16 protein-coding genes are annotated in these 17,893 nt (G+C 66.6%); 4 read left to right on the forward strand and 12 right to left on the reverse strand.

The window, feature by feature from the left end:
• Nucleotides 1-7: 7 nt before the first annotated feature.
• From J0J01_RS00510 to J0J01_RS00540, 7 genes are all read right to left on the reverse strand, one after another.
• On the reverse strand, nucleotides 8-2,452 hold the full coding sequence (locus J0J01_RS00510; RefSeq protein WP_296378130.1) for a hypothetical protein: 2,445 nt from the start codon (nucleotides 2,450-2,452) through the stop codon (nucleotides 8-10).
• Between the two features lie 125 nt (nucleotides 2,453-2,577).
• Nucleotides 2,578-2,988 (reverse strand): cupin domain-containing protein, encoded by a 411-nt coding sequence (locus J0J01_RS00515; RefSeq protein ID WP_296378131.1) that lies wholly within the window; start codon nucleotides 2,986-2,988, stop codon nucleotides 2,578-2,580.
• 14 nt (nucleotides 2,989-3,002) lie between these two features.
• Entirely contained in the window at nucleotides 3,003-3,488 is a 486-nt protein-coding gene (locus tag J0J01_RS00520) for a hypothetical protein (protein ID WP_296378132.1), read from the reverse strand.
• Between the two features lie 25 nt (nucleotides 3,489-3,513).
• On the reverse strand, nucleotides 3,514-5,241 hold the full coding sequence (locus J0J01_RS00525; RefSeq protein ID WP_296378133.1) for an ABC transporter ATP-binding protein/permease: 1,728 nt from the start codon (nucleotides 5,239-5,241) through the stop codon (nucleotides 3,514-3,516).
• 33 nt (nucleotides 5,242-5,274) lie between these two features.
• The gene (locus tag J0J01_RS00530; RefSeq protein WP_296378134.1) at nucleotides 5,275-6,573 is read right to left on the reverse strand and encodes a TRAP transporter permease; all 1,299 of its coding nucleotides are present in this window, start codon (nucleotides 6,571-6,573) and stop codon (nucleotides 5,275-5,277) included.
• On the reverse strand, nucleotides 6,570-7,073 hold the full coding sequence (locus J0J01_RS00535; RefSeq protein ID WP_296378136.1) for a TRAP transporter small permease: 504 nt from the start codon (nucleotides 7,071-7,073) through the stop codon (nucleotides 6,570-6,572). Before J0J01_RS00535 ends, J0J01_RS00530 begins: the two co-directional genes overlap by 4 nt.
• Nucleotides 7,074-7,100: 27 nt before the next feature.
• A complete protein-coding gene (locus J0J01_RS00540) occupies nucleotides 7,101-8,126 on the reverse strand; it encodes a TRAP transporter substrate-binding protein (RefSeq protein WP_296378138.1) in 1,026 nt (341 codons plus the stop codon).
• A 62-nt stretch (nucleotides 8,127-8,188) separates the two neighbouring features.
• Between J0J01_RS00540 and J0J01_RS00545 the strand changes: the two genes are divergently transcribed.
• Nucleotides 8,189-9,463, forward strand: coding sequence for an RsmB/NOP family class I SAM-dependent RNA methyltransferase (locus J0J01_RS00545; RefSeq protein ID WP_296378140.1), 1,275 nt, complete (start codon nucleotides 8,189-8,191; stop codon nucleotides 9,461-9,463).
• A 31-nt stretch (nucleotides 9,464-9,494) separates the two neighbouring features.
• Here J0J01_RS00545 and J0J01_RS00550 read toward each other — a convergent pair whose 3' ends face one another.
• The 4 genes from J0J01_RS00550 to J0J01_RS00565 are packed head-to-tail and all read right to left on the reverse strand — an operon-like array spanning nucleotide 9,495 to nucleotide 13,828.
• Nucleotides 9,495-11,036 carry an amidohydrolase family protein gene (locus J0J01_RS00550; protein WP_296378142.1) on the reverse strand — a complete coding sequence of 514 codons (1,542 nt, stop codon included), beginning with the start codon at nucleotides 11,034-11,036 and terminating at the stop codon, nucleotides 9,495-9,497.
• Between the two features lie 11 nt (nucleotides 11,037-11,047).
• Nucleotides 11,048-11,875 carry an ABC transporter ATP-binding protein gene (locus tag J0J01_RS00555; protein WP_296378143.1) on the reverse strand — a complete coding sequence of 276 codons (828 nt, stop codon included), beginning with the start codon at nucleotides 11,873-11,875 and terminating at the stop codon, nucleotides 11,048-11,050.
• Nucleotides 11,865-12,803, reverse strand: a complete 939-nt coding sequence (locus J0J01_RS00560) for an ABC transporter permease (protein WP_296378146.1) — start codon at nucleotides 12,801-12,803, stop codon at nucleotides 11,865-11,867. The genes J0J01_RS00555 and J0J01_RS00560 overlap by 11 nt, the downstream gene beginning before the upstream one ends.
• Nucleotides 12,803-13,828, reverse strand: coding sequence for an ABC transporter substrate-binding protein (locus tag J0J01_RS00565; RefSeq protein ID WP_365735659.1), 1,026 nt, complete (start codon nucleotides 13,826-13,828; stop codon nucleotides 12,803-12,805). The genes J0J01_RS00560 and J0J01_RS00565 overlap by 1 nt, the downstream gene beginning before the upstream one ends.
• 336 nt (nucleotides 13,829-14,164) lie before the next feature.
• On the opposite strand from J0J01_RS00565, the gene dctP reads away from it, so the two are divergent.
• The 3 genes from dctP to J0J01_RS00580 are packed head-to-tail and all read left to right on the forward strand — an operon-like array spanning nucleotide 14,165 to nucleotide 17,000.
• Nucleotides 14,165-15,199: a TRAP transporter substrate-binding protein DctP gene (gene dctP, locus J0J01_RS00570; RefSeq protein WP_296378149.1), complete on the forward strand. Its 1,035-nt coding sequence runs from the start codon at nucleotides 14,165-14,167 to the stop codon at nucleotides 15,197-15,199.
• A complete protein-coding gene (locus tag J0J01_RS00575; protein WP_296378466.1) occupies nucleotides 15,145-15,678 on the forward strand; it encodes a TRAP transporter small permease in 534 nt (177 codons plus the stop codon). The genes dctP and J0J01_RS00575 overlap by 55 nt, the downstream gene beginning before the upstream one ends.
• Entirely contained in the window at nucleotides 15,678-17,000 is a 1,323-nt protein-coding gene (locus tag J0J01_RS00580; protein ID WP_296378152.1) for a TRAP transporter large permease, read from the forward strand. Before J0J01_RS00575 ends, J0J01_RS00580 begins: the two co-directional genes overlap by 1 nt.
• Here the strand turns inward: J0J01_RS00580 and J0J01_RS00585 are convergent.
• Complete coding sequence (locus tag J0J01_RS00585) at nucleotides 16,997-17,893, reverse strand: DMT family transporter (protein ID WP_296378153.1); 897 nt, start codon at nucleotides 17,891-17,893, stop codon at nucleotides 16,997-16,999. The genes J0J01_RS00580 and J0J01_RS00585 overlap by 4 nt on opposite strands.

A 17,893-nucleotide genomic window follows, 5' to 3' on the forward strand; every position in this document is an offset into this window, starting at 1 on the left:
CCCCTTTTCAGAACGTCTTGAGGAACTCGATCAGGTCGCGCTTCTGCTGATCGCTCAGGCCGGGTTCCTCGCCGAACCTGTCGGTGCCGAAGTAATGGCCGCGATTGACCACGAAGTCGGGGCACTTGCTGAACGCCAGCAAGGGCTCGAGCACTCCCACGAACGCTTCCCGTTGCTGCGCTTCGGTCGGATTGTCCGGCATGCTCCAGAAGGCGCCGACCAGGCGCAGGCCGGACGGCGCGAACTTGATGAAGTGCCACATCCGCTCGAAGAAGTTCGCACCGTCCGGCACCAGCTCGAGGTTTGAGATCAGGTTGACCGGCGTGCCGGCGGGGATCGGCCCGATCCGCACCATGCCGTCCTTGTCGATCCAGGAGCTGTTGAGCTGGCGGATCGTCCACACCGCGATGCCCGGCAGGTTGTCGGGCGGCACGATGAAGTAGCTCGGCGCCGTGGTCCGGTCGATCCAGCCCGGCACCTTGGTGCCCAGCACGGTGTCGTACTTGCGCTTCTCCGGCCACAGCATCTGCTCGATCGACGCGTCGAACGAGGTCATGCGGTCGGGCACCGAGCCGGTCCACTTGAAATCGCCCATCGCGTTGTTCTGCAGGAACGGTGCGGTCGCCCACAGCGAGATCAGCGACGCCGGCCGGATGTAGCCGCGGCCGCCCGCCGGCATCTGCCATTGCCGCGGCTCGCCGGTGAACGGGCTGTGCACGGTGATCGTGCCGACCGACGGCATGGCCTTGTAGGTCTGCGACGAGAAGTTGTCCCAGATGTTGCCGGCGATCGCGTTCGAGCCGAGCGGGCTGCAGGCCTGGGTCTGCAGCAGCGTCACCGGCACGCGCAGATCCGTCGACAGGAAGTTGTCCTTGAGGAAGTCCGGCGCCTTCACGATCTCGCGCATCTTGCTCTTGAAGGCGCCGGTCTTGGTCCAGCTCCAGTAGCTGTTCCAGCACTGCAGGTAGGTCGGCCCGCCGCAGCCCTGGCTGACGTCCAGCGCCGGCGCGGGTGCCGGGATCTTGCTGGAATGGCAGCGTGCGCAGCGGTCGGCGAAGACCTCCTTGCCGCGCTCGAGCACGGCCTCGTCCTTGCTCACGATGCCGTCGCCGCCCGGTGCCTTGGCGAGCTTGTCGGGCTGGCTGGCGGCGATCAGGAACGAGGCCATCGCCGGGCTGCGCGCCTCGGTGGCCCGCCAGTAGGCCGACTTGTTCTCGGCGTCGGCGATGCGGATCGGCGTGATCGGCCGGCCGCCGACGAACGGATTGAAGTGCAGCAGCCATTCCTCGCTGAACAGGCCGATGTTCAGGTAGACGCGATTGAGCGCCCCCAGCGCGCCGACCGAATCGGCGCCGTCCTTCAGCACGCGCGGCGTCGCGACGTCGCTGCCCCAGGCGTAGTCGGGCAGCTGGCGGTTATACAGCTCGTCGCCGGCCAGCGTTTCCTTGCCCCAGCGCATGGACTGCGCCAGCCGCGGCCCCAGGCCGTACACGGCGTTCATGGTGCGCGGATTGTTGATGTAGTCGGTCGAGACCAGCGAGGTGTCGAGCGTGCCCGGCCGCGAGGTGTGCAGCAGCTGGTAGATGAAGTTCGACGGGTCGGCCTCCCAGTTGAAGATGCGGTCGACCCAGTAGTATTGCGCGCCGGCCACCGAGCTCAGGTTGCCCCATTTGGGATTCTCGGGATCGGCCGGCGGATGGGTCGGGCTCGGCCCGACATGGCAGAGGCCGCAGGCCATGCCGACGCGGTAGGGCCGCACCAGCTTGGCTGACTTGTAATAGCTCGGATCGTCGTAATAGCGCTTGGGATCCCAGTTGCGCGCCGCCGCCTCGTCGAAGTCGGGATTGGGGAACAGTCGCAAGCCGACAACGCCCGTCGGCTCGCCGTAGAACGAGCCCACCGGCATCGTCGCCCTGGTGCCGTCCTTCAACGTCAGCGTCTTGCCGCGGCTGCCGATCTTCACGCCGGGATATTTCTTCTCGTCGGCGAACGGATCGGCCGGGCAGTCGGCCTTGCGCTTGTCGAGCCACAGGCCGAAGCGGCCGGGATCGGCCGCGGTCGCCTTCTCGAAACACGGCTCGTTGAGCAGGCCGAGCCATTGCCAGCGATTGTCGCGGCTGAACTTGAGCGAGCGATAGGACGACAGGACCTTGAGCAGGTCGAACGAACCGAAGGTGTATTCCTGCGCCAGCTTGTCCCAGAAGCGGTCGTTGCCGCCGGTCCAGATCACCCAGGTGTCGCGGCCCATCGCCTCTTCGGCGGTGAGCTTGATGCCCGGATCCATGTCCTTGAGGTAGCTCTCTTCGTGCGATCCGAGGGAATCGGCGGTGCGGCCCGCCTTCATCGCCTCATCAGGCACCGTTCCGGGAGCGGGCCTCCCGTCGGCGACGATCAACAGGAACAGCAAAGCGACGACCGCCAGGGCCGTCTGTTGCACTGGCCAAGTACGCATGCCCGACCCCGCTCATCGGTTTGCGAATCGCAAACGGCGTCACAATCAACGGTGGTATGATAGGACGCGAGGCCGGGCGGTCAATCTGAACAAGGTTTCCCGGATGTTTCGTTGATGTTTCGCGGTCAGTGCTCGAGGTCGAGCGTTTCGGCTGCAGGCACCGACTTGAGGTTCATGCGGCCGTCGTAGATCGGCCGAGCGCCGGTGGTCGGACCGGGATACTGGACGAACAGCACCATGCCGCCGGTCTCTGTGCGCATCTCGTTCTCGAAATGCGGGTCTTCCATGTAGACGAGGGTGCCAGGACCGTACGTCTTGTCGCCCATCTGGAACTCGCCTTCGATGACGTACCAGATCTGCGCGAAGTCGTGCTTGTGCAACGGGAAGCCCGCGCCCGGTTCGTAACGCAGGAAGCCGACGTTGGGGGTCGTCGGCCGCTCAGGCGTCGGATGGAACAGGAACTTGGTGACGTTCCGGAAGCGGCCCATCTCCCAGTCCATCTCGTCGGGATGCTTGAACTCCGGCGAGTGATGCATGGCTTCCTCCTCCGCTAAAGGTCGACGCGCTCCTTCTCGACCGACTTGCGCTCGGTCATGTCGAAGCGGCCCGAATAGATCGGCCGCTCACCCGTGGTCGGGCCCGGATACTGCACGATCAGGATCTCGCCGCCGGTGTCGGTATGAAACTCGCCCTCGAAATGCGGGTCGGGATGATAAAGCATCGCGCCCGGCGTGCAGAGCGTGCCGCCGATCCGGAACTCGCCCTTCAGGACGTACCAGACCTGCGCGAAGCCGTGATAGTGCTCGGGATGGAAGGCGCCCGGCTCGAGCCGCAGAATGCCGGCGTTCGGCTCCGTCGGCCGCTCCGGCCGCGGATGGAACAGCATCTTGCCGGTCTCGCCGGGCCACCGGATCGTCTCCCAGTCGACGTCGTCCATATGCCGAATGTCGTACGGCAGGTGATCGCGCCGCGAGGCCTCACGGGCGGTGGCGAGGCCGGCATTGGCCTCGGCCGTATCGGGAACGTGCTTGCTCATGCTCGAGTCTCCTCTCTGTCGAACATCACGCCGCCGGCGCCGCTTCGACCAGCCGACCGATCTGGCCCTGTCCGCGCCGAAGCTCGATCTGCCGGTCGTGCCATTGCCGGAGCGACGGCCGATGGCCGACCGAGACCAGCGTGGTCTTCGGCAGCCGGGTCTTCAAGGCCTTGTAGACGATCGCCTCCATCGGCTCGTCGAGCGCGGCCGTGCCTTCGTCGATGAACAGCCAGTCAGGCTTGAAGACCAGCGCCCGCGCCGCCGCCAGCCGCTGCTGCTCGCCGCCCGACAGCACGTTGCTCCAATGCGCCTGCTCGTCGAGTCGCGGCGCCAGATGGCCGAGCTGCACGGCCTCGAGCGCCGCCTTGATCTCGCCGTCAGTCGTCGCCGAATGCTCGTCGGGATACTTGACGGCATCGCGCAGGGTGCCGATGGGGATGTACGGCTTCTGCGGCAGGAACAGCACGCGCGCGCCCGCGGGCACGTGGACATGGCCCTTGCCGAACGGCCAGATGCCGGCGAGCGCGCGGAACAGCGTGCTCTTGCCCGAGCCGCTCGCGCCCGAGATCAGCGTGGCCTTCCCTTGGGGCAGCTCGACCCGGGCGTCCTTCAACAGGCTCTCGCCGTTCGGCAGATCCAGAGTGAGATCCTCGGTGCCGACGGTGTGGGCACCGGCCTCGGGCACGATGTCGAGGGCCTTTTCCGGTCGGTCGTCCGTCGCCGCCTGCAGGCCCTTGAGGCGGTCCATGACGGCCCGCAGCTCGGCCAGCGAGGTGTAGTTGTCGATGAAGAAGGACAGCGCCGATTGCACCTGCCCGAAGGCCGAAACCGTCTGCATCACGATGCCGAGCGTAATCGCGCCGGCGAAGAACCGCGGCGCCGTCACGAGGAACGGAAAGATGAGAGCGAGCTGGCCATATCCCGATTGATAGAAGACGAGCTGCGCCTGGGTGAACAGCACGCGCCAACCGTTGGCGAAGATGTCGGCGAACCGCGCATTGAGCGCCTCGGCCTCGCGCTGCTCGCCGCGATAGAGGGCGATGCCTTCGGCATTCTCGCGCACGCGCACCAGGGAGAAGCGGAAGTTCGCCTCGTAGCGCTGCCGCATGAAGTTCAACGGGATGAGGCGCCGGCCCACCAGATTGGCGAAGTAGGAGCCGGCCAGCGCATAGATCAGCGCGGCCCAGGCCATGTAGCCGGGGATGTTGAATTCGGTACCCAGCATCTTCACCGGCAGCGATCCGGAGAGCTCCCACAGGATGAAGGTGAACCAGACCAGCGAGCCGATGGCACTCAGCACGCCGAGCAGCAAGGTCATGCTGTATTCGCCGAGCTGGCGCAGGTCCTCGGCGATGCGCTGGTCGGCGTTGTCGACCGAGCGCTGCAGCTCGATCCGGTAGTAGCCTTGCCCACCGAGCCAGTTGGACAGGTAGTGGGCGGTCAGCCAGCGGCGCCAGCGCAGGCGGAGATAGGGGCTGGCAATCGCACGGGCGATGTAAACGGCGATGTAGATCGACGCGAGGAAGGTGAAGAAGATGATCTCCCGCCAGAACGTGGCCTCGTCCTTGTTCTGCAACGCGTCGTAGAAGCGCCGATTCCAGGCATTGAACAGGGCGTCGAGGACGACGCCGCTGAAGGTGAGCGCAATCGACCCGACCAGCAGCGGGATGGCCCAGCGCCTGTCGTCCGACTTGAAGTACGGCGAAACCAGCCGCCACCAGTCGGCGATGAACGAGCCTACTTTGTTGTTCATTGGGGGGAGATCCTTTCAGCCCCCAAACTAGCCTCAGAGGCGGCTGGGCAGCCACAAAGCGATGATCGGGAAGGCGATCAGGATGATGAGTCGCAGGATGTCGGTCGCGATGAACGGCAATACGCCTTTGAAAATCGACGAAAACGTGACGTCCTGGACAACGCTTTTGATCACGAAAACGTTCATTCCGACCGGCGGATGGATCAGGCCGAGCTCGACCGTCATGACGATGATCACGCCGAACCAGACCGGGTCGAAGCCGAGCTGGGTGACCACCGGGAAGATGATCGGCACCGTCAGGATGATCATCGCCATCGCGTCCATCAGGCAGCCCAGCACCAGATACATCAGCATGATCAGCGCCAGCACGCCGTAGGGGCCGATGCCCAGCCCGGTCAGGAACTCGGTCACCTTCTGCGGCACCTGGGTGATGGTGAGGAAATAGCCGAACAGCAGCGCGCCGATCAGCACGGTGAACACCGCCGCGGCGGTGCGCGTGGCCTGCAGGAGCGAGGCGCGGATCGCCTTGCCGTCGAGCCGGCGACGCAGCACGCCCAGCAGGAAGGCGCCGGAGGCACCGACGCCGCCCGCTTCGGTCGGTGTGAAGACGCCGCCATAGAGACCGCCGATCACCAGCACGAACAGCAGCACCGGCGCCCAGACGTCCTTGAGGCCGGCGAGGCGGTCCTCCCACGAGGCCTTCGGCACGGTCGGCAGCAGGTCGGGCTTCACGCGGCAGATGATGGCGATGGTGACCATGTACATCGCCATGGCGAGCAGGCCCGGCAGGATGCCGGCCTGGAAGAGCTTGCCGATGTCCTGCTGGGTGATCAGGCCGTAGACCGCCAGCACGGTCGAGGGCGGCAGCATGGCGCCCAAGGTGCCGCCGGCCGCGATCACGCCGGTCGAGAAGCTCTGCGGGTAACCGTAGCGGCGCATCTCGGGATAGGCGACGGTCGAGAAGGTCGCCGCCGTCGCCACCGAGGAGCCGGAGATCGCGGCGAACGCGCCGCACGACACGATGGTGGCGAGACCCAGCCCGCCCTTGCGATGGCCGACGAAGGTGTTGGCGGCGCGGAACAGCTCGCGGCTCACGCCCGAGGCGGAGACGAAGGCGCCCATCAGCAGGAACATCGGGATGACGCCGAACTGGTAGCTGGTGACCGTGCGCATCGAGGTCTGGCCGACCAGCTTCAGGGCCGGCGCGCCGCCGGTCAGGTAGGCATAGCCGGTGACGCCGACCAGCCCCATCGCCATGCCGACCGGCACGCGCAGCATCATCAGCGCGAACAGGGCGACGAAGCCCGCCACGGCGATGGTGTCGGGGCTCACGCGGCAGACTTCACGTCGTGGATGTCTTCCGGATGGAAGATCAGCCGATAGGTGCGGATGGCGATCAGCAGCACCGCCGAGACGTCGCCGATCCAGGCGACGGCGAAGAACGGCCAGGTCGGCAAGCCCATGTCGAAGGTCAGCACGTGGTCCTTGTAGGTCGTCGCCACCTTGTCGAACAGCGTGTAGGTCTGCACCGTCACCACGAACAGCAGGACCAGCGTGGCGAAGATGTCGATATTCCGCTTCCAGCGCGGATTGGCCTGGGCCCACACCAGGTCGACCGTGATGTGGGTGCCCCGGTAGGAGGTCGCCGCGATTCCCCAGAAGATCAGGATGCCCAGCAGCATGCTGCCGAAGTCGTAGGCGTCCGGGATCTGCAGGCTGAAGAAGCGCCGCAGCACCACCGAGATGAAGATGTCGGCCGCCACCAGCCCCACGAACAAGGCGGCAATCGCCTCGATCGTGTCGATGATGCGGTCCATCGCGCTACGCTTCATGACGCCCTCGCCGCGGGCGCCGCCCCATCACAGGCCGGCGTCGTTCTTGGCGATGCTGTCCTGCAGCTCCTTGTAGATCTGCTCGGGATTGCCGCCCGCCTTGGTGACGGCGTCGGCCCACTGCTTCTGCAACGGCGCGGCCACGGCCTTCCATTCCTTGAGCTGGTCGGGCGTCAGCGGATAGACCTCGTGACCGGAAGCCGCGAGCATCTTGGGACGGCCGGCCTTCTCGAAGTCGGCGAAGGGCGAGGCGACCTTGACCGCCCACTCGGTCGTGCAGTGCTCGTCGATGACTTTTTTCTGCGCCGGCGACATGGCGTCGTACTTCGCCTTGTTCATGGAATAGGTGAAGACTGCCGTGAAGAGCGGCACGTCCATCGAATACTTGGTCACCTTGTCGAGGCCGAACAGGAACATCGAGCCCCACGGGAAGAAGATGCCGTCGGCCACACCGCGCTCCAGCACGTCGCGCGCCTCGGGTGCGGAGGCCTGCACGTTGGTGCCCCCCAGCATCGTCACCATCTGGCCGATCGTGCTCTGGGGCGGGCGGATCTTCATGCCTTTGATGTCGCCAGGCACCACCACCTTCTTGCGGCCGTGATAGCCGCCGGGTTCGAGCATGAAGGCGAAGCAGAAGTGCGTATCCTTCATCTCGGTGGCGGCATACTTGCGGTACCACGTATCGAGCGCCGCCGTTCCCTTCTTGGCGTCCGAGAACATGAACGGAAGCTGGCCGGCCGCGATGGTGGGGAAACGTCCGGGCTGGTAGCCCGGATTGACGTAGGTGATGTCGGCGATGCCGTCGCGGGCCATGTCGTAGTGGTCGAACGCCTTGCCGAGCTGCTCGGACGGGAAGATCGCCGTCTTGATGGTGCCGCCCGACTCCTTGGTGATGTCTTCCGCCCAAGCCTTGGTGGACGGAACCAGCGGATGGGCGGGCGGCAGCCAGATCGAGATCTTGAGGTCGACCGTCTTGTCCTGGGCCATCACAGGGGCCAGCGCGGGCGCCGCAAGCAGACCGGCGGCCAACACCGCCAGGGCGAGCTTCTTCATGAGCTTCTTTCCTCCCAATTCGTTTGCGCCCCAAACATACCGGGTTTATAGCCCGCGGCGAAATGGAAGATTCCCGCCGGATTGCACTCGACGTCCTCGAGGCGTGCCTGGACAAGGGCCAGCCGCTCGACGATGCGCTGGCGCGCCATCCCGGCTTCCCGGCGCTCGACCCGCGCGACCGGGCGTTCGTGCGCCTGCTGCTGGCCACCGCTTTGCGCCGGCTGGGCGAGATCGATGTGGTGCTGGGGGCGATGATCGAGCGCCGCCTCGAAGGCGCCAATGCGATCGGTCATCAGATCCTGCGGCTGGGCGCGGCCCAGCTCCTCTTCCTGGGCACGCCCGCCCATGCCGCGGTCGATACCTCGGTGCAACTCGCCCAGAGCCGCCTGCCCCATATCAAAGGCCTGACCAACGCCGTGCTGCGCCGCGTCGCACGCGAAGGCATCGCGATGCTGGGCGACCGCGACCCCGCCCGGCTCAACACGCCGCTGTGGCTATGGGAAAGTTGGTCGGCGACCTACGGCGAGGAAGCGACCCGCGCCATCGCCGCCGCCCACCTGATCGAGGCGCCGCTCGACCTGACGTCGCGGGCCGACGCCGATTTTTGGGCCGGCCAACTGGAGGCCGAGAAGCTGCCCACCGGCACCCTGCGCCGCCGCACCGGCGGCGCAATCGCCGAGCTGCCGGGCTACGCCGAAGGCGCGTGGTGGGTGCAGGACGCCGCCGCCACCCTGCCCGCCCGGCTGCTGGGCGACATCGCCGGCAAGCGGGTCGCCGACCTCTGCGCCGCGCCGGGCGGCAAGACGATGCAACTCTGCGCCGCCGGTGCACAGGTGACGGCGGTCGACATCTCTGCCCGCCGCGTGACGCGGCTCAGCGAGAACCTGGCGCGCGCCGGCATGACGGCCGAGTTGGTCATCTCGGACGCCAGCAAATGGATGCCGGCCGAGACGTTCGACGCCGTCCTGCTCGACGCCCCCTGCTCCGGCACCGGCACCCTGCGCCGCCATCCGGACATCGCCTGGCTCAAGGACGAGGAGGATGTGAGCCGCCTTACCCTCACGCAGGACCGCCTGCTGGTGCACGCGCTCGATCTGCTGAAACCTGGCGGCACCCTGATCTACGCGGTGTGCTCGCTGCAGGAGGACGAAGGCCCGGCGCGGGTCGAGGCCCTGCTCGCCCGCGAGCCCAGCCTGCAGCGCGTGCCGGTCACATCGGCCGAGCTACCCGGCCTCGCCGAGGCCGTCACGCCGGCTGGCGACGTCCGCACCCTGCCCTCGATGTGGGCCGAGCGCGGCGGCATCGACGGCTTCTACATCGCCCGTCTTCGTTCGTAGGACCGCGCCACTGGAGTGCGCGGTCCCCCGGTCAGACCATCGAGCTCGGCCGGTAGAATGGCTGGTGCTTCGAGGTGTCGATGTAGTCGGCGTAGAACTTCCGCGCGTGCGGCAGCAGCGCCTTGGAGAGGTTGCGCCGCTCGACCTCGTCGTCGGCCAGCGCCTTGCTGAGGTCGTCGTGCAGCGCCTTCAGCGTCGCCGTCTTGTCGACCTTGGTGAACTTGCCATGGTCGTAGATCACCTCGCCGTCGCACATCGTCATGGTGACGGCCTGGCTCTTGGCGCGCTGGATCACCGCGTCGAGGGTCGGGGTCAGCTCGTCGAGATACGGATAGGCGACGCTGTCCCAGTCGATCAGCACCATGTCGGCCGCCTTGCCGACCTCGAGCGTGCCGAGCTGGCTGCCGAACGGCGTCGTCTTGGCGCCGCCGACGGTTGCCATGCGCAGCACCTGCGCCATGGTCGGCACGTCCTCCTCGACCATGCCGGGCACGCGGTGGGCGCGCAGCACCAGCTTCAGCTCCTGCAGCATGTCGCGGTCGTCGTTGATGCCGGCCTCGTCAAGGCCGATCGCGGTGTTGATGCCCTTCTTCTCGAAGAAGTTCAGCGCCGCCACGCCCGAGCGCAGGCGGAAGTTGGACGAGCAGTTGTGGCAGACGCAGCCGCCGGCCGAGGCCAACCGGTCGATGTCCTTCTCGTTCAGCCAGACGCCGTGGCCGAGCGTCAGCCGCTCGTTCACCATTCCGAAACGGTCGATGTACTCCAGCGCCGTGCAGTCGCCGCGCCGCCTGGCGTATTCCTTCTGGTAGGCCGTCTCGACCAGGTGCATGTGCATCGGCGCGTTGTACTTCGACGAGGCGTCGGAGAGCGCCGTCAGTGCCTTGTCCGAACACCAGTGCAGGTTCGCGGGTGCGAGCTGGATCTTCACCCGGCGCTTGTTGTGATGCTGCGCATGGAACGACTTGAACATGTCCATCGCATCGTCGAGGCTCATCCTGAAGCGGTCGAACCAGCGCTGCATCGGGCCCTGCAGCGCCGCCGGCAGGCTGCGGACGAACTCCTCGTCGGCCTGGTAGACGAGCCGGTTCTGGTCGCGCACCGCGTAGCAGTAGCTGACCCGCATGCCGACATCCTCGTAGGCCCGGATGGTGTCGGTCGCGCGCTTCTCGACGTCCGGCAGCGTGCCCGGCATCCAGCCCTGGATGTGCTGCACCGTGGTGATGCCCGAGCCGATCATCTCGAACGCCGAGTAGAGCGTGTCGAGATAGAGGTCGACGTTGCGGATCACCATGCGGGTGATGAACCACAGCTCGAGCGGCATGTCGGGCGAGCCGAGCTGCACCGGCGTCAGGCCGACATGGTGATGGCCGTTGACGAAGCCCGGCAGCAGCACCTCCTTGCCGGTGCCGATCACCGGCACCGTCGGGTGCTTGGCGTGCAGGTCGTCGTAGGTGCCGACGGCGGCGATGATGCCGTCCTCCTGCAGCACCGCGCCGTCCTTGATCTCGTTCCACGACAGGCGGTCCTTCGTGCCCGTGATGGCGGCACGGCTGCGAATCAGGCTGGTGGCCATTGCGGCTTCTCCTAGAGAGCTGAGGCGAGAGCTTCCTGTTCGGCGAAGGCACGGTCAACTTCGTCGCGCAACAGGTTGGTGAGCTGGATGCGGAGCACCTCCGCATCGGCGGAGAAGAGGTTGCGCGGCCGCGGCAGGTCGATCGGCACGATCGTCTTGATGCGGCCGGGACGCGCGGTGAAGACGACGACGCGGTCGGCCAGCGCCACCGCCTCGTCGATGTGATGGGTGACGAACAGCACCGACGCGCCCGAATCGCGCCAGACATCGAGCAGGAAGTCCTGCATGCGCGCGCGGGTCTGCACATCGAGCGCCGCGAACGGCTCGTCCATCAGCAGCACCTTGGGGCGCATGGCGAGCGCGCGCGCCACGGCGACGCGCTGGCGCATGCCGCCGGAGAGCTCGTCGGGCCGCTTGTCCATCGCGGCAGTGAGGCCGACCCGCTGCAAGGCGTCCTTGGCGACGCTGCGGCGCTCCTCCTTGCCGGCGCCGCGGATCGACAGGCCGAAGCTCACATTCTCCCAGACGGTCAGCCAGGGAAACAGCGAGGTCTCCTGGAAGATCAGGCTGCGCTGGGGCGACGGCGTCTCGACCCTGTCGCCGAACGACCAGACATGGCCGCCGGTGACGTCCTCGAGGCCGGCGATCAGGTAGAGCAAGGTGCTCTTGCCGCAGCCGGACGGCCCGAGGAAGACCACGAACTCGCCCGGCTTGATGTCGAGGTCGATGTCGCGCAGAGCCTCGTGGGCGCGCCGCGTGCCGGCCGCCCAGGTCTTGCCGACGCCGCGGCAGACCACGGCGTCCTTCGAGGAAAAGCGGATCGGTCGGTCAGAGCGCACGCAGCTTCTCCGTCTGGTCGGGCAGCCAATAGAGGATGCGCCGCTGCGCCTGGCGCAGCAGCCAGTCGAAGGCGAAGCCCAGCACGCCGATCACCGCGATGGTGAAGAACACCAGCGACGGGTTGAAGGTGTTGCGCGCCAGCATGATGACCTGGCCCATACCGTAGCCGACGCCGGTCGATTCGGCGATCAGCACCACCATCCAGGCGCCGAACAGGTTCATGCGCAGCACCGCCAGCATGCCGGGCAGGATCGCCGGCACGATGACGCGGCCGTAGATCTGCCGCTTGGTGGCGCCCATGGTGCGGGCGACATTGATCAGGTTGTTCGATACGCCGTCGATCTGGGTGATGGTCGCCAGCACCATGTGGAAGAACAGCGCCACCACGACCATGAAGATCGCCGGTCCATTGCCGATGCCGAAGATGAAGATCGCCACCGGCAGCCAGGCGATCGGCGATACCGGCGACAGCAGGGTCACGGTCGGCAGCACCAGCCGGTCGAACAGCTTGTAGTAGCGCACCAGCACGCCGGTGCCGATCGCCAGCACCGAGGCGATCAGCAGGCCGACGAACACCCGCATGGTGGTGGCGGCGACGGTGATCATCACCGATTCGAAGGCGCTGGGTCCGTCGGCCATCGACTTGCCGATCTGCCAGCGCGTCGCGGTGTTGAAGAACTTGCCCTGCTCGGCGATCGAGCCGAGGAAGATGTGCGGTGGCGGCAGCAGCTTGGGGTCGGCCCAGCCGACCAGCCAGCACAGCTCCCACAGGCCGACGAACAGACCGACCGACAGGATCGTCCAGCCGATCCGCGCGACCAGACTCTCGCCGGCCATGGTCGCGAACAGGCGCGCTACCGCCGCCGGGCGGGATGCTCCGGCGCCGGCCGTCCCCTCGGAGAAGTCAGGGGGCGTGACGACGGCCATCAGACCGCCGACTTGTACTTGAGCTTGCCGTAGAGGTCGGCGTTCTCCTTGATGACTTCCTCGAGCAGCGTCCAGTCGATGGCGCCGCGGTCGGGCTTCTTCTTGATGTAGCCCATCTCGACCACCGAATCGGTGCGGTCGAGGATGAACTGCGTCTGGCTGCGCGCATCGACGATCGCCGGCTGCTTGCCCTGGGCGATCTTGGCGTTCTCCATCGAGGTCTTGTAGTACTTGCCGACCAGCTCCTTGAGCACCGCCTCGGTCTGGGTCTCGGCATCGTGCTGCGCCTGCATCATCGCCTTGATGATGGCCTTCAACCCCGCCGGATTGTCCTTGATCAGCGCCGAGCGGCAGGCGAGCACGCAGTCGGTGTAGCCCTTGCCGTACATGTCGATGCCGTTGCTCAGCATGACCGCGCCCTTGACGTCGTTCACCAGCGCCGAGGCGTAGGGCTCGATGGTGCAGATCCAGTCGAGCGCGCCCGCCTTGAACGCCTCGACCGCCTCGGGCGTGTTGCCCATGTAGCGGACCTTGACGTCCTTGAACGAGATGCCGTGCTTCTTGAGATAGTCGTACGGCATGACCTCGAGCGTATCGAGCTGGAAGGTGCCCAGCGTCTTGCCCTTGAGCTTTTCCGGCGAATCGAGGCCGGGACGTGCGACGATGGCGCAGCCCTCGACGCCGCCGCCGGCGACGATCTTGACCGGCGCGCCGGCGTCGTAGAGCGCCATGAACGAGGTGTAGGGCATCAGGCCGATATCGACCTGGCCCATGCCGAGGAACGTCACCTGCTCGGCGAAGGTCGGCGTGTTGATGAACTCGAGCTCGACGCCCGCCGCCTTGGCGTACTGGCGCGAGTGCGCGAGGAAGATGTTGAGGTTGCAGAAGCCGGTGCCGTGCGTGCCCTTGATCCCGACCGCCGCATGCGCCGGGCCCATCATGCCGCCCATGGTGATCGTGGTGACGGCGGCGGCGCCCTTCAGGAAGCCGCGGCGCGAGGCCACCGCACGGCCGGAAAAATCCATGTCCTGGAGCTTGGGGAAATGCGTACAGCCAATGCGATCACACATGACGGCCTCCTCGGGCAGCAGAGTTCGTTGGATCGGGATTGCGGGCGGGTCGGGGACTGGGCACGGACGACTCCATCGTCGGCACGCCAACCGAAAGAACCGCAGATGCGGCCTGCGCTGTCCGTGCAGGATGCAAGCGATATGCCACCGGCTCAAAAGCCGGTGATTCGCCTGCAAAAACAGCCGCATGGCGGGGTACGCGGCGTCGCGTCCGTTGACTTTGCGAGGCGATTGAATTCAATCCGCCCAACAAACAGGCACTCGACGCGATCCAGGAGGAGGAGATACCCGATGACGATCACCCGACGCCGGATTCTGGCGGCCACGGCAGCCGCGCCCCTCGCCGCCCCGTGGATCGGCGGCACCGCCCGCGCCCAGGCCAAGCAGCTCAAGATCTCCCACCAGTTCCCGGGCGGCACTGTCGATTCGGGCGACTTCCGCGACCAGCTCTGCCGCCGCTTCGCCGCCGATTTGGCCAAGAAGACCAATGGCGCCCTGACCGCCGAGGTCTATCCCAACTCCTCGCTGGTCAAGACGGTGGCGCAGTACTCGGCGATCCGCCGCGGCGCGCTCGACATGACCCTTTATCCGCTGAACTACGCCGGCGGCGAGGTCAGCGAGTACAACATCGGCTTCATGCCGGGCGTCGTCAGCTCCTACGACCAGGGCTATGCCTGGAAGAAGGCCGAGATCGGCAAGCGCCTGAACGCGGTGATGGCCGAGAAGGGTGCCGTGCTGGTCACCTGGCTGTGGCAGGCCGGCGGCTCGGCCAGCCGCGATGCCAAGCCGATCCTCGCGCCTGAGGACGTCAAGGGCAAGAAGGTGCGCGGCGGCAGCCGCGAGATGGACCTGATGCTGAAGGGCGCCGGCGCCTCGGTCGTGTCGATGCCGTCGAACGAGCTCTACGCGGCGATGCAGACCGGCACGATGGACGTCTGCATGACGACCTCGACCAGCTTCATCTCCTTCCGCCTCGAAGAGATCGCGAAGAGCCTGACGACGGCGCGCAAGAAGAGCTTCTTCTTCGTGTTCGAGCCGCTCTTGATGTCCAAGTCGATCTTCGATTCGCTGCCGAAGGACCAGCAGACGGCGATCATGGATATCGGCGCGGAGATGGAGAAGTTCGCGCTCGAGAAGGCCAAGGCCGACGACGAGGAGGTCGCCAAGGTCTACGAGAAGCGCGGTATCAAGACCTACGCCATGGAGCAGGCCGAGGTCGACAAGTGGAAGGCCGTCGCCAAGGACACCTGCTGGAAGGAATACGCGGCGAAATCGGCGAGCAACGCCGAGCTCCTGAAGCTGTCGCAGGAAGTCCCGGCGGCGTGAGGCTGCTCGGCCTCCTCAACAGGGCGATCGTCGTTGCCTCGGCGATCGCCCTCGTCGTTGCCTCCTGCGTGCTGACCTACTCCGTCGTCGTGCGCTACTACACGCACGAGGCGACGGACTGGCAGGACGAGTTCTCGGTCTTCCTGCTGATCGGCGTCACCTTCCTGTCGGCCGCCTGGGTGCATTCGCAGCGTGGCCATATCGGCATCGAGGCGCTGGCCAGCATCCTGTCGCCCGCCGTCAACCGGGCTCGCCTGTTCGTCGTCGACATGCTGAGCGCGCTGTTCTGCGCCTTCTTCGCCTGGAAGTCGTGGACGCTGCTGCACGAGGCCTGGACCGAGGGCTATGTCAGCGCTACCGCCTGGGCGCCGCCGCTCTGGATCCCCTATCTCGCCATGTCGGCCGGCATGACCCTGCTCACCGGGCAGATCTTCCTCCAGGCCTTCCTGCCGTCCGCCCAGCCGCCGCGATCCCACTGATGACTGCTTTCGAGATCGGGCTGCTCTACGGCGGCTTCACCCTGCTGGTCATGTTCTCGGGCATGCCCATCGCCTTCGCGCTGGGGCTGGTGGCGACCGTCTTCATGGTCTTCTTCATGCCGCCGTCGGCGCTCGATACGGTGACGCAGAACGTCTACGAGGAGATGTCCTCGATCACGCTGCTGTCGATCCCGCTGTTCATCCTGAAGGGCGCCGCGATCGGCCGCTCGCCGGCCGGGCGAGACCTCTACTCGGCGCTGCACGTCTGGATGAGTCGCATCCCGGGCGGCCTCGGCATCGCCAACGTCTTCGCCTGCGCCCTGTTCGCCGCCATGGCGGGCTCGAGCCCGGCGACCTGCTCGGCGATCGGCTCGGCCGGCATCCCCGAGATGCGCAAGCGCGGCTATCCTGGCGGCTTCGCGGCCGGCCTGATCGCCGCCGGCGGCACGCTTGGCATCCTGCTGCCGCCCTCGATCACCATGATCCTCTATGCCGTGGCGGCGGAGCAGTCGCTCGGCCGGCTGTTCCTGGCCGGCATCGGCCCGGCGCTGCTGCTGGTCGGCTTCTTCGCGGCCTACGCCGCCTGGCGCTATTCGCGCGAGGCCCAGCGGGCCGAAGCCGGCTCGGCCCTGCTGGACAACGAGCGCTACACGCTCCGCCAGAAGTTCGCCGCGCTGCCCCGCGTGCTGCCGTTCGTGGTCCTGCTGACCGGCGTGATGATCGCCCTATACGGCGGCTTCGCCACGCCGTCGGAGACGGCGGGCCTCGGCGCCATCCTGGCGCTGATCCTGATCGCGGCGATCTACAAGACCTGGCGGCCCAAGCAGCTCCAGCCGATCATGGTCAACACGATCCGCGAATCGACCATGCTGATGCTGATCATCGGCATGTCGCTGTTCTACAGCTACGTGATGAGCTACCTGCACATCAGCCAGTCGGTGGCGACCTGGATCGTGGCGCAGCAGCTGTCGCGCTGGGTGCTGCTGCTGGCGATCCTGATCATGGTGGTGGTGCTGGGCTTCTTCCTGCCGCCGGTGTCGATCATCCTGATGACCGCGCCGATCATCCTGCCGCCGCTCAAGGCCGCCGGCTTCGACCTGGTGTGGTTCGGCGTGGTCATGACCATCGTCATGGAGATGGGCCTGATCCATCCACCGGTCGGCCTCAACATCTTCGTCATCAAGAACATCGCGCCCGACATCCCGCTGGGCGACGTCGTCTGGGGCATCGTGCCCTTCGTGATCCTGATGACCCTGGCCGTGGTGGTGCTCTGCTTCCTGCCGGAGATCGCCTTGTGGCTGCCGGACAAGGTGATCACCTAGACACGGGTTCGTTCCCGCCATCGCACGCGCTCGCGGTAACCGATGTAGAGGCCCGAGCCCACGATCACCGCCGCGCCGACCCAGGTCCAGGTGTCGGGAAAGTCGTTGAACGCGGCGTAGCCCAGGATGGTCGAGCCGATCAGCTGGGTGTAGTTGAACGGCGTCACCACCGCTGCCGGCGCCTGGCTGTAGGCGATGGTCAAAAAGTAGTGGCCGGTGCCGGCCATGATTCCCATGCCGACGAACAGCAGCGCATGCCAGGTGCTGGTCGGCGTCACCCAGTCGAAGGGCACGAACGGCGTCGCCGCCACCGTGCCGACGATGGTCGCCACTGTGGCCGAGGCGTCGGGCCGCTCGGTCTGGCCGTAACGGCGCGAGAACAGCTGGTAGAACGAGCTGCACACCGTGCTGGCGACGATCAGCAGCGCATGCCAGTCGAACTCGGCATGGCCCGGCCGCACCACGATCAGCGCGCCGATGAAGCCCACCATCACCGCCGCCCAGCGGCGCGGCCCGACCGACTCGCCGAGCAGCCGCGGCGACAGCGCCGTAACGATGATCGGGCTCGACAGCGAGATCGCCGCCGCGGTCGCCAGCGGCAGGTAGACCACGCCGTGGAAGAACAGGTAGCTCGAGAAGAACAGCAGCATGCCGCGCACCACCTGGGTGTCGAGGCGGCGGACCGAGAACAGCTGGCGGCCGCTGCGCGGCAGGAAGATCGCGAGCATGAAAGCGAAGGCGAAGACGTAGCGCGCCCAGATCACGTGGATCACGGGATAGCCGCTGGTCGACAGCGTCTTGGACATCGCGTTCAGGATGGCGAAGCACGCCATCGCCACGATCGTCGACAGGATCGCCCGCAGGATCCGGTCGGTCGGCGGAGAGCTGGGCAC

Origin of the sequence: Reyranella sp. (genome assembly GCF_017305915.1) — a bacterium.
In the GTDB taxonomy this organism is placed as follows: Bacteria; Pseudomonadota; Alphaproteobacteria; order Reyranellales; family Reyranellaceae; genus Reyranella.